Origin of the sequence: Psychrobacter sp. D2 (assembly GCF_013608135.1) — a bacterium.
Taxonomy (GTDB): domain Bacteria; phylum Pseudomonadota; class Gammaproteobacteria; order Pseudomonadales; family Moraxellaceae; genus Psychrobacter; species Psychrobacter cryohalolentis.
On record NZ_JACDXZ010000008.1, the window covers coordinates 17,718 to 30,814 of the forward strand.

Consider the following 13,097-nt stretch of genomic DNA (forward strand, 5'->3'; position numbering starts at 1 on the left):
AAGTTTATCGTTGAAAAAGCAGGTTAAGAAATAATATCGTTCTTAGAGGTATTATTGGTTACTGACTGATAAATAACTAAGAATTCATCACTCTGGTCATTTAGTAGGGAACAAACGTTTTCCTGATAATTCTAACGCAGCTTGTAGTAATAGCTCCCATGCTGGCTGAATGATAAGACCTTTGATTGCCTGATCACAGCGATAAAGCAGAGCAGGCCACGCGGCTGTTTGCGCTTTTGACTGACGACGACAGGCTTGTTGATATAAGCCTTGTTTACTGCGCCAAATACCTAGCGCTTGCGGATCTTGTCCGTCCATTAATTGCATGATTTGCCGCATGTCTTTACTGATTGCCCATAACACCAAGGTCGTTGGCTCATCCGTGGCTTTGAGCTGAAATATGATTTTAGCGACTTGGGCACTATTGCCAGCAAGCATCGCATCGGACAAATCAAACACGCTAAACTGCGCATCGCTGACCAATGCCGCTTGTAAGTCATTAATATCTAGTGCGACCTGTGATAGGTGCGGGCTAGAGTTTGTATTTTCTTGAATGGCAGCATCATTATTTGCCATGAGTTGTGGGGCAAACAAATAGGATAAACGCCATAAGGTTTGATAGGCACTGAGCAAATGATGCTCAGTATGTGACATGAGTAGCTGCCACGCTTCTTGCGATAGCTTTAAGCCAAACTGTTGCGCTTGTATCTGCAATAACTGCTGACGCTGCTGCTCATTATACAAATTACAGTCGATGACGTGACCATATTGCGCAAATGGCGTAAACCACTTGCTGCTCTGAGCGCGTTTGTCTTGTTTTGGGGTCAACCATAATAAGCTATGACTGTGGCTGCCTGCTTGAGCGTCCTGTGCAAAGCGTTCAAGTTCTGTAATGACTGCCTTATCAGGTTTATAGTTGCCTGTGACGATCAAAGCACTGGCATCATCAAATAAAGACTGGCTGCCAAGCTCTGACAATACTTCTTGCCAGCTCTTAACTGATACCAGCTCAATACGCTTAATGGCGTAATTCTGCGCGCGCCAATGTGGACGCAGCGCATCAATGAGCCATTGACTTAATAATGGCTCATCACCATGTGCTAGCCACAAGCCTGCTACAGCAACTGAGGGTCGCTGTAGTTTTGGATAAGCTTGTATAAAAGTATCTTGCATAAAAGGCTGATGCATACAAAGTTGTGAATAAAAAAGCAAAGCCAAAAAATTGCTAAGCTACATTTGAGCTACATTTGAGCCATATTAAGGTTTGGGTACAAGAATCGCCGTAGCGCCTGTACCTTTACCGATTTGCGCAGAAGTAGTGGCGCTGGCAGGTGTCACCTTTGGCAATGCAATCGCGACATATTGATCGGTGATACGTCTTGCTAAACTGTCATAGAGCCATTCACGAATTTGATCACCTTGCTGATCGTCGGTGCTCACTGACGCTTCGTTATACTGATAGCTACGTTCAACTTGAATCGGATTACTGAGCGTTACAGGCTTACCATTATCTATGCTTTGATAGCTAACATCGGCTGATATCACCAAGCGAATTTCTGTTAATACGCCGACCAATTCATAGCGCTTAAAACGTACGTTATTGACAGTAATCGCAGCGATGGTTTCAGCGCCTACATTTTGATTGTTACTAGCGACATCCGTCAATGTCATGTTATTAATGACATCAACGCCCAATGCCTCAAGGCGCTTTGTGAGCGGCAGCTTCAGTGGGAATGCAGTGCGATTATCTTCGATAATTACCGCGGTCTTCGCCACATCAAACAGCATGGGCGCATCATAACCGCGTAGTTGAAAGCCGCAGCCACTAAGACTGGCAGTCGCCCCAACGATGGCAAGCATTGGCAGAGATGCAAGTAATACGGTCGCTAGTTTCTGTCTATTCGACTTATTAGGCATGTACTTTTTCCCTTACATGTTGTTTGATATGACGGCATAGCATGGTGCTTATCCGTCATAATTGCTATTCTTCGCTTGTGATAAGAAAACCTAAAACATCCGCGTTGAATTATCCTTAGCCAGTAACCACGATATTAACCAGTTTATTAGGTACGACGATCTCTTTTTTGATATCACCGGTCAGGAATTTTGCCACACCTTCAATCGCGCGTGCCTGTGCTTTTAGCTGCTCAGGGTCGCTATTTGGTGCCACATCCATCTTACCGCGCATTTTTCCATTGACCTGAATTACCATGGTAATCATATCTTGTACCAATGCACTTTCATCGACCATAGGGTAATTTAAGGTGACGGTATCAAGCCCTAATTGCTCAAGTAAATGCTCACCAATGTGTGGCGCATATACCGACAGCATAATCAATAAATCAGTCAAGGCTTCGTGCTGGACTTGCAGATCTTGTTCGCTATTAGCTTTAAAGTTACTCAGCTCATTAGCAAGCTCCATTAGGCTAGAAACTGGCGTATTGAGTGCTAGACGTTTACCCAAGTCACTATCAATCTTGCCAATAGTTTCATGCGTCTTACGGCGCAAGGTTTTAGCTTCTTTGCTTAAGTCATTAGGATTTAAAACTGACCCGTGGAATGCGTCAATATCTAAATTAGCATCAGTTAACGCTTGGATATGCTCAGAAGCAATACGCCATACTTTCTTAACAAAGTTATAAGGACCTTTTAGTGCATCATCTGACCATTCAAGTGTTTGGTCGGCAGGGGCGGTAAATAAGGTGTAAAGACGAACGGTATCCGCGCCATATTTATCAATGGTAAGCTGCGGGTCGACACCATTATTTTTTGACTTTGACATTTTTTCGATTTTGCCAATGGTCACGGGCTGCCCATCAGATTTTAAGATGGCTTTAATCGGTTGACCACGTTCGTCATAGTCGATATCAATGTCTTCTGCAAAGTAGTAGGTGGTACTGCCATCCGCATTTAGGCGATAGAATGTCCCTGCCAATACCATACCTTGCGTCATCAAATTAGCAAACGGCTCATTTCCTGACACCAAGTCTTCATCACGCATCAGTTTATGGAAGAAGCGTGCATAAAGTAGATGCATCACCGCGTGCTCAACACCGCCGATGTATTGATCGACAGGCAGCCACTTATTGGCGGCAGATTTGTTGACCATGCTTTGCGCATCATTTGGGCTTGCAAAGCGTGCATAGTACCAGCTTGACTCCACAAAGGTGTCAAAGGTATCGGTTTCGCGCTCAGCAGGATTACCGCATTTAGGACACGTCGTATTGACAAACTCTGGAATATTTTTTAACGGATTTCCGCGACCATCAGGAACGACATCAGTCGGTAAGACAACGGGCAAATCTTGCTCTTCGACAGGTACGGTGCCGCAATGCTCACAGTTGACCATTGGGATAGGGCAGCCCCAATAACGTTGGCGTGAAACACCCCAATCACGGAGACGGTATTGAATTTTTTTCTTAGCAAGAGATTGCGGCTCAAGCTTAGCAAGCATGGCTTCAAACGCTTGCTCAAAATCCATGCCATCAAATTCGCCTGAATTGACTAAGCTATTGCGCTCGGTATAAGCACGATTGCTCTCAGTATTATTCGCTTTGGCGTCAGCTTCTACCTTATCAAAATACCCTGCAGGAATGTCAATGACTTGTTTAATCGGTAAGTTGTATTTGGTTGCAAACTCATAGTCGCGCTCATCGTGAGCAGGTACTGCCATTACCGCACCTGAGCCATAGCTCATAAGTACATAATTGGCAACCCAAACAGGTACTTCTTCGCCAGTCAATGGATGGGTCACGGTTAGACCCGTATCCATACCGATTTTTTCAGCTTTAGCCAAATCAGCTTCAGCGACTGAGCCTTTTTTACAAAGGGCGCAAAAATCTGCAATCGCTTTATTATTCTCGGAGGCATATTGGGCTAGCGGATGTTCTGCAGCAACGGCAACATAAGTGACACCCATCAAGGTATCAGGGCGAGTGGTAAAGACATCTAAGCTATTGCTTTGACCAGCCAGCTCATAAGGGAAATGCACTTCCATACCTGAGCTACGACCAATCCAATTGCGCTGCATGGTGATGACTTCAGATGGCCAGTGACCCTCTAGCTGATCCAAATCATCAAGCAATTCATCAGCATAATCAGTGATATTAAAATAATACATCGGAATATCACGCTTTTCGACCATAGCGCCACTACGCCAGCCTTTACCATCGATGACTTGCTCGTTGGCTAATACAGTATTGTCAATTGGATCCCAGTTGACGGTTGCAAGCTTTTTATAGACCAAGCCTTTTTTATATAACTGCAAAAACAACCACTGCTCCCACTGATAATATTCAGGGCTACAAGTGGCAAATTCACGTGACCAGTCAATAGACAAGCCAAGCAATTTTAGCTGGGCGCGCATACTGTCGATATTCTCAAACGTCCACTTGGCAGGCGGCGTCTGATTGGCAATCGCGGCGTTTTCTGCTGGCAAGCCAAAACCATCCCAGCCCATTGGCTGCATGACTTCATAACCTTTTAGGCGATAATAACGGCTTAACACATCAGAGATAGTATAGTTGCGCACGTGACCCATGTGCAGTTTGCCGCTTGGGTACGGAAACATAGACAGCATATAACGGCTTGGTTTATCACTTGGCTCATTGCTGACTTCAAAGCGCTTGTCAGTTGCCCATTTGGCTTGCTGCTGCGCTTCGATAAGTTGCGGCTGATATTGGGTCTTGTCGCTAGAAGTATTATTAGTATTAGCAGTTTCTGCTGTTACGGCGTTGGTCATAGTTGGCTCGGAATCGGTTATTACAGATAAATGGGGTGAAATTTTATAATGCTATAGCATAGCGTAATTTGGCGAAAATTGCGACGATAGGATGTCGCCTTTCATTGATTACCTAGTGGCTTTTCGGCTTGCATTCGCCGCTTGCCGATATCTACATTTGCTATGTGCCAGCTTCAAGCATTATTTGAGTATAATAAACAGTAACGTTCATTGACAAGGAGATATTATGACCATCACTATTTACGGTATCAAATCTTGTAGCACCATGAAAAAAGCCTTTATCAAGCTTGATGAGTTGGGCGTTAGCTATAACTTTCATGATTATAAAAAACAAGGTATTGATAAAGAAACGATACAGCGCTGGGTGGATAACCTAGGTATTGATAAAGTATTAAACAAGCGCGGAACGACATGGCGTAAGCTAGAAGATGCTCAAAAGCAAGCGGCGGATAGCGATATGAATAAAGCCATTGACTTGCTCCTAGAAAATACCAGTATGATTAAGCGTCCGATCGTTGAAGGTGAGCGGGTAGATAAAAATCAGCCAATATTATTATGTGGCTTTAGTGAAGCCGAGTTTGATAAAATTTTTTCGTAAAAGCCTACTGTTACCATCAATAAAGCCCGAGCTAAGAACCTCTTAGCTCGGGCTTTATAACAGCTAAAATAAACCAAATCACACTTGCGAGCCATATAAGCAAGACGTAAAAGCGAATTTGTTCGGCATTCCAATCTAGTGCAAACCACTCAATGAGGAAAAATGACTTCCACCCTTCTATCCATTTTGCGCCACCATAGCCAATAATCCACCAGCAGTACGAGCTTTCTAAGATAAAAAGTAGACACCAAAGCCACAATGCCATGATTTACTCCTACTATTTGGCCAATGATTAGCCTAGATCTCGACTGATTAGTGTACCAACACCTTCGTTAGTGAAAATCTCTAACAGCGTGGCATGCGGTACGCGACCATCGACGATAACGGCACTTTTTACGCCGCTACGAACCGCATCAAGCGCACATTGAATTTTAGGAATCATGCCGCCTGAAATCGTACCATCTTCAATTAGGCTATCTACAGTCTTAGGCGTCAAACCAGTCACGACTTCGCCATCACGCCCCAACACACCTTTGATATTGGTTAGTAGCATAAGTTTCTCTGCCTGCAAGAATTCGGCGACTTTACCAGCGACCAAATCGGCGTTGATATTATAAGTATTGCCTTCTTCATCGACGCCAAGAGGGGCGATAACAGGGATAAAATCAGAGGCAATCAGCATATTAATCACGTCTTTATTGACGCTGACCACGTCCCCTACAAAACCCAAATCTACCGGTACAGCAACACCATCTGTGCCGATTTTTTCCATCATCAATTTTTTAGCCAAGATTAAGTTGGCATCTTTACCCGTTAAACCGATAGCGCAGCCGCCGTGCTTGTTAATTAAGCTCACAATCGATTTATTAACATTGCCGCCAAGTACCATCTCGACGATATCCATGGTGTCCTTGTCAGTAACGCGCATCCCATCGATACGGTCTGAGTGCCGCCCAAGCTCTTTTAATAAATTATCCACTTGTGGACCGCCACCATGTACGACCACAGGATGCATACCAACGGTTTTGAGTAGGACGATATCTCGGGCAAATGAGCTTTCAAGCGCAGGATCGGTCATGGCATTGCCGCCGTATTTGACCACAATGATTTTATCGACGAAGCGTTGAATATAGGGCAGGGCGGTGGTCAAGACTTCAGCAGTAATTTTGGCTTCATCTAAATTCAAGGTCATTATAAACTCCTAAAATACGGTGTTAAGCGATTGGTTGTTGTTATAAAAAGTCATAAATAACAAAGTTGCATTTGTGATAAAAAATAGTTTTGATAACTGACTACTGAGGGGAGATAGCTACAATCTGCGCAGCTAGATTTTCATCAAAAGGAAAACATAGCGCGGCAAATTTTGCTTGAATATCTTGTAGATGTGCCATGCTGTCTCCTGCAAAGCGCGCGGTTAAATTGTGACTGGTATTTGATTGACGCAGTATGCCAAAACCATGGGCGAAATCTAGACGCACGCCATCAATACAGCTCAGAGTTGTACCTATTGGCAATAAGTCTTTGGCTTGCTCTATGTTAATAGGGAGGCTTTTTATAGAGCAACTACAAAGCGTCCGCTGACAAGTACTAAGTACTTGATATTCAGCCTGAGTAGGCAGTGGAGCGGTTACTTTTATGAGTTGTTGTAAGTACACGCATAGTCGAGTTAGCTGCTCAATGATTGAGCAATCGGTTGACGCATTTACTGGCAGCGGTAAATAATGATCGGCAGTACTGACAATGTTTGGTAATTGATAGATGATATTAGCAAGATTTGTTGTAGGATTTAGACTATTTGAGTTATCAGCTGCCAGCCAATGCAACAGTCTTAAAGCTGCATATATGGCATCATCATAGACAATAAAGCGACTGTCGTTAAAGATAAAATGCCCCGATAACTCTCCAGCAAATACGATTTGCCCAGCAGAGTCCTGCATCTGTTGGCGCATTAGGCTACTGCCAGTTTTGCTGATGATAGGTTCTGCGCCAAGCTCAGTCAGTAGCTTCGGCAAATGATGCGAACATTTAATATCAAAGAGAATTTGCGGCGGAGATTGCAACTGGGTACAAGCGACTGGACGCTCAGTCAATATCACCTTTGCTAATAAGTAGAGCAAGTGATCGGGTGTGACTACCTTGCCTGTATTATCGACGATCATTAGTCGGTCGCCATCACCGTCAAAGGCGATACCTATATCTGCCTGATGATTAATTACGCTTTGCTGCAACTGTTTGAGCCGATGTGGTTCAGTAGGATCGGGATTGCCAGCAGGAAAATCTCCGTTTGGGACGTTATTAAGCATGATGACACTTTGGCAATATCGCTCAAATAATTGCTGAGCGATATGACTGGTCGCACCATGCATACAATCGATAACAACCACCAAATCTAGCTTGGTAAGAAATGATTGATTATCATGCGGATAGAGTGCTTTGAACACTTGCACAATAGCATCAATATAATGCGCTGCTATTTGCTCAGACGATAAAGACATTTGCTGATTGCTAATAGGGTTATCCACTACATGTCGTAGAGTGCTTGAAGCTTTATAGCCTTTTTGATTGTATTTTTTAACAATCACTTTTTGAAAATCAGTAGTTTTAAAACCGTTTTCTTGCAAGCAGCCTTTATAGAAGTTACTTTTTTCAAGCATGCTGTTGCCTAAAGAACGTAGAGTTAGTTGCTGCTGAGTCACTTGCTGGTAAAGCGCCTGAATCTCTTCAACGCTAGGAGATTGATGGTTGACCAACCACTTAATACCCAAAATATCTTTGGCAGAATGACTGGCAGTCACGATGATACCGTGACCTTGATATTGCTCAGCCCAAAATACCATCATAGGCGTGGTAATCAGTCCCAATTGGATAACTTGTAGACCGCATTGGATCAATATAGTGGCAAGGTTTTGAGCAATAACGTCACTATCATGGCGTACATCATAGCCGATCACGACGATATTTTTTTTGTTATCACTGTCTTGTTGAACGTGATAAAGATGCGCCAAGGCATATCCTAAGGCGTGAACAAAGTCATCAGTAAAGTGCTGGCGCGAACCGCGAATATCATAGGCACGAAATAAGGAGTGTTGCGCAGCAAAAAACGGCATCTTTTACTTCCTTATTATCGTGATAAATATGAATAATAAATAAATCGCTGATAGTTTTTTATACAGCTTAGGTTATGCGATTTAGACTATATAATTTAGAGCAAATGATAATGACTACTGACGACCGGAGTGTCCAAAACCACCAGCACCACGTGCGCTGGTATCACTAAATTCTGTCACGACTTCAAATTCAGGACGGGCAACAGGGACAACCACATATTGTGCCATGCGTTCTGCAGGACTTAATACAAAGTCTTCCTGACTACGATTCCAAATACTGACCATCAGCTCACCTTGATAATCAGCATCGATAAGTCCAACCAAGTTACCCAAAACAATACCATGCTTATGTCCAAGACCTGAACGCGGTAAAATCATACCTGCAAAGTTAGGATCTTGTATATAAACCGCCAAACCAGTACCAATCAAATGGGTAGCACCCGCTTTAATCGTTAAAGGCTCATCAATACAAGCGCGCAAATCAATACCTGCGCTGCCGTCAGTGGCACGAGTAGGCAAAGAAAACGCTTTATCTTCAGTGATTTTAGGGTTTAAGACTTTAACTTGTACAGCTTGCATAACGCACTCACTTAACGATTTAATGGTTTTATAAACAGAATGAATTTAGGGCGTGCCCTAATTTTTAAATTTAATTGCTTAACAACAACTATTTCTATAAATAGCTGATGATTTTTAACTTTTGGTTTCTAAATTTTAATAAGCGATTGATTAAAGAATCAGTATACTTGCCAAGCCCAAAAACGACATAAAACCAACAATATCCGTTACCGTGGTTAGGATAACAGAGGCAGATAATGCCGGATCAATATTCATGCGCTTTAGCATCAGTGGAATACTAATGCCCGAGACATTAGCAGCGGTCATATTAATCGCAATCGCTAGACCGATAACCGCGCTGATTTTAATGTTATGAAACCACAATTGCGCAATAAACGCCATAATTATCGCCCATATGATACCGTTTATCGCCCCAACCCACAGCTCTTTATTTAATAACCATACGCGGTTAGAGCCACCGATTTGCCCCATTGCCATACCGCGAATGACGACAGTAAGCGTCTGCGAGCCTGCAATACCGCCCATACTGGCAACTACGGGCATAAGAATCGCCAGAGCCACCACTTTTGCTAATACGGCTTCAAACTGTCCAATTACAGCTGCAGCTAATAGTGCCGTACATAAATTGATACCAAGCCAAATACTACGGCTTTTTGCACTGGTCAAAATAGGTGCGAACAGCTCTTCGTCTTGACTGACACCAGCAAGGTTTTTCATGGTACTGTCGACATCATCTTGGATAATTTCCATGATGTCCTCACCGTTTAATTGACCGACTAGCTCGCCATGACTGTTAATCACTGGGGCAAAACGAATGTCTTCTGAGCGAAAAATCGCCGCCGCATCTTGAATGTCCAAGCGATCATTAATGGTAATAGCGCTATCGATTAAATCAGCAACTAAGGTGCTTTGGTCATGCTTAATCAAATCAGCGAGACTTAATAAACCAAGCAGTTGCTGACTTTGATCGACAACCAATAGCTCTTGGCTTTCATCATCAAGCAGCTCAATATCTTCTCGCAGCCAGTTTTGAACATCAGCCAGTGTCATATCTTCTCGCACCTGAATAAGCTCAGGATCCATATAGCTGCCAACTTCCCAGTCGGCATAGGTATCGAGTTTATTGACCTGAATGCGTATTTCTTCATCCAATGTCGCCATCACTGAAGTACGCACGCTTTCGGTAACGGTGTCTAAAATTTCTGAGATGTCTTGTGCATCAAGATCTTGGGTAAACAGCGATATCTCTTTTGACGAGATGTTTTCCATCAATGGCTGGCGTGTATCAAACTCTAGCTCAGCTAGCACTTCACCTTTGATGTTTTCTGGTACTTGTGCCCAAATCAGTAGTCGGCTCTGAGTCGGGAACGACTCTAGTAAGTTGGCAATCTCATATTCTGACTGCTTCTCTAAAAACTCAGTAATCGCCTCATATGCCTTGTCCGCAACCAACTCTTGCAAATAGAGTAGTTTATATTCAGCGTTAGATTCAGCCGGATTATAATCTCCCTGTCGTGTCGATGGTCGTGCAGAATTCGGCGTAGGAGCGGGCATAAAAGTTCCAAGTTTTCAAAATATGTAAATAATAATGACTAAGAGCTAAGCTTAATGAATGAGTTATATTTGTTGGCTTTTTAATGGTTAAACATTATCGATTGCCCAATAAAGCCCGAATATTAGCCAAGTATTCATCAGCAACTGCTGCAGGATCTTTGGTGGCTTTTTGTTTTTTTGCTTTGGCAGGCCAATCGATATGATCTTCTGGCAACTCATCTAAAAATCGTGATTCAGACGTGACGCGCATTTGACCACCAGCACGGCGCTGAGTGGCTAGTGTCAAAGTTAGCTCGCGACGCGCGCGAGTAATGCCCACATACATCAAGCGCCGTTCCTCTTCGACCGTCTCGCTTAGGATAGAGTTGCGATGAGGTAGCATCTCTTCCTCAAGCCCCATGATATAAACAAAATCAAACTCCAAGCCTTTTGCCGCATGTAAGGTCATTAGATTCACTTTATTGGTGTTTTCTTCTTCTTGCTGCTGCTCCAGCATATCAAGCAATACCAGCTTGCGAATAATGGTATCAATGGTACGGTCTTCGTCTTCTTCGGCGCGATTAATCAGCGATTGAATACTGGTATAAAGCATGTCGATATTATCAATGCGGTTTTTTTCTTGCTGCGGTGTTTTAGAGTCACTACGCACAAAATCAATATAACCGGTCTCATCAATCATCTGGCGTACGATTGGCACAGGGTCAGGATGTTGATCAAGCTCGCGAGTATAGTGCTCAATAAAGTCGCCAAACTCCTTTAACGTACTATAAGATTTCGACGGTAAAACGTGGGCCAGACCGGCATGCGTACAAGAAGCCAGTAGCGAGATACTATGTTCTTGTGAAAATAAGCCAAGCTTCTCAAGCGTTGCTGGTCCCATGCCACGCTTGGGCGTATTAATCACGCGCAAAAAAGCACTGTCGTCTTCTGGGTTTAAAATCAGACGTAAGTAGCTCATAACGTCTTTAATTTCACTACGAGCAAAGAATGACTGACCACCCGATAATTTATAAGGCACTTGCAGTTGACGCAACTGCGCCTCTAGCATCCGCGCTTGGAAGTTACTGCGATAGAGAACGGCATATTGTTCCCACTCATTGCCAAAGCGCAATTTATGCGTGACGATTTCTTTGGCGACGCGCTCAGATTCATCGTCATCATTACGACAGTTAATAATGCGAATTTTTTCGCCTTGACCTTTATCTGACCAGAGTTTCTTTTCAAATAAATGCTCATTGTTGGTAATAACCGCATTAGCAGAGGTCAAAATACGCGTGGTTGAGCGATAGTTTTGCTCAAGCATGACGATTTTTAATTTTGGGAAATCCTCTTTAAGTAGACCCATGTTTTCAGGTTTAGCACCGCGCCATGCATAAATAGATTGGTCATCATCACCAACGACCGTAAAGCGCCCTTGTGGTCCGACTAGATACTTAATCATCTCATACTGAGCGGTATTGGTATCTTGGTATTCATCGACCAATAGATAGCGAATACGGTTTTGCCATTTATCACGTAGCTCTCGATTTTCACGCAGTATTTTGGTCGGTAATACAATCAAATCATCAAAATCAACTGCGTTATAAGCCCGTAGATTGCGCTCATATAAAGCATAAAGCGTCGCAAAAATCATATCTTCTGGATCGTCTAAGGTTTCCATCGCCTTATCCGGCTCAATCAAATCATTTTTCCAATCAGAAATCATCTTGATTGCTTTGCCAACCAACTCACGACTCTCAGCGCCGCTTAAGTTATCACGCATCATAAGCTCCATTAGCAAACGCTTGCTATCGTCACTATCCATAATGGAGAAATTGCCTTTCAATGGCGTATGAAGCAGCTCATATCGTAGAAACTGGAGACCAAATTGGTGAAAGGTTGAAACCGTTAGACCACGGGTCTTTTCACTCGGTAGTAGCTTACTGACTCGAGCTTTCATTTCACGCGCCGCTTTATTAGTAAAGGTCACCGCCGTGATACGCTCAGCAGGCATGTTGCATTCTTCGATCAAATAAGCAATCTTGCGGGTAATCACTGACGTCTTACCGGAGCCGGCACCTGCTAACACCAGTAGCGGACCAGATACGTAGAGCATGGCTTCTTGTTGTTTGGGATTAAGTTGACTCATAACGTGACCTGTAAGACAAAAGCAAAAAGAGGGTAGCAGTAAATCGTAAAATGCCACTAGCTGCCATCAAGCGAAAAATACATTCGTTAAAATAGAGGGCATATTGGCATTTTAAATAGAGTAACTCACAGAATAGTTTTAAGGTTTTAGGCAATCTGCGAGCAAAATTAGGTGAGTTATTATAAAGCAAAACTAAGGCTTTTGGGCAGGAGTTAGTAGCGTGGAATATATAAGATTATGAGGTATATATAAGGTACGTCTTGAAAAATGACATAGAGAAACATTTTGTTTCAATGAAAACCGTCGAAAATTTGGCCAATACAAGCTCATTTCCCATGAATAAAAATAAGGAGTCAGACTTAAGTATTATCCATTATGGAAGTGAAAGTG

General features: G+C 43.1%; 10 protein-coding genes. 1 reads left to right on the forward strand and 9 read right to left on the reverse strand.

The annotated features are described in order from the left end of the window. Positions 1-96: 96 nt before the first annotated feature. The 3 genes from holA to leuS all read right to left on the reverse strand — a co-directional run bounded on the left by holA (position 97) and on the right by leuS (position 4,741). Positions 97-1,173: a DNA polymerase III subunit delta gene (holA, locus tag H0262_RS10320; RefSeq protein ID WP_181210690.1), complete on the reverse strand. Its 1,077-nt coding sequence runs from the start codon at positions 1,171-1,173 to the stop codon at positions 97-99. Between the two features lie 84 nt (positions 1,174-1,257). Beyond that, positions 1,258-1,917 carry an LPS assembly lipoprotein LptE gene (lptE, locus tag H0262_RS10325; protein ID WP_181210691.1) on the reverse strand — a complete coding sequence of 220 codons (660 nt, stop codon included), beginning with the start codon at positions 1,915-1,917 and terminating at the stop codon, positions 1,258-1,260. A gap of 115 nt (positions 1,918-2,032) precedes the next feature. Next, complete coding sequence (gene leuS, locus H0262_RS10330; protein WP_181210692.1) at positions 2,033-4,741, reverse strand: leucine--tRNA ligase; 2,709 nt, start codon at positions 4,739-4,741, stop codon at positions 2,033-2,035. A gap of 226 nt (positions 4,742-4,967) precedes the next feature. On the opposite strand from leuS, the gene H0262_RS10335 reads away from it, so the two are divergent. After that, positions 4,968-5,339, forward strand: coding sequence for an arsenate reductase (locus tag H0262_RS10335; RefSeq protein WP_181210693.1), 372 nt, complete (start codon positions 4,968-4,970; stop codon positions 5,337-5,339). 31 nt (positions 5,340-5,370) lie between these two features. On the opposite strand, the gene H0262_RS10340 is transcribed toward H0262_RS10335, so the two are convergent. The 6 genes from H0262_RS10340 to H0262_RS10365 form a co-directional block, all read right to left on the reverse strand. Then, complete coding sequence (locus H0262_RS10340) at positions 5,371-5,604, reverse strand: hypothetical protein (RefSeq protein WP_181210694.1); 234 nt, start codon at positions 5,602-5,604, stop codon at positions 5,371-5,373. Between the two features lie 27 nt (positions 5,605-5,631). Continuing rightward, on the reverse strand, positions 5,632-6,531 hold the full coding sequence (gene argB / locus H0262_RS10345; protein ID WP_181210695.1) for an acetylglutamate kinase: 900 nt from the start codon (positions 6,529-6,531) through the stop codon (positions 5,632-5,634). A gap of 100 nt (positions 6,532-6,631) precedes the next feature. Further along, positions 6,632-8,446: a phosphomannomutase gene (locus H0262_RS10350; protein WP_181210696.1), complete on the reverse strand. Its 1,815-nt coding sequence runs from the start codon at positions 8,444-8,446 to the stop codon at positions 6,632-6,634. A 114-nt stretch (positions 8,447-8,560) separates the two neighbouring features. Beyond that, the gene (gene dut, locus H0262_RS10355) at positions 8,561-9,025 is read right to left on the reverse strand and encodes a dUTP diphosphatase (protein WP_020442863.1); all 465 of its coding nucleotides are present in this window, start codon (positions 9,023-9,025) and stop codon (positions 8,561-8,563) included. Positions 9,026-9,175: 150 nt separating this feature from the next. Then, entirely contained in the window at positions 9,176-10,579 is a 1,404-nt protein-coding gene (gene mgtE, locus H0262_RS10360) for a magnesium transporter (protein WP_181210697.1), read from the reverse strand. A 94-nt stretch (positions 10,580-10,673) separates the two neighbouring features. After that, positions 10,674-12,707: a UvrD-helicase domain-containing protein gene (locus tag H0262_RS10365; RefSeq protein WP_011512923.1), complete on the reverse strand. Its 2,034-nt coding sequence runs from the start codon at positions 12,705-12,707 to the stop codon at positions 10,674-10,676. Positions 12,708-13,097 lie beyond the last annotated feature (390 nt).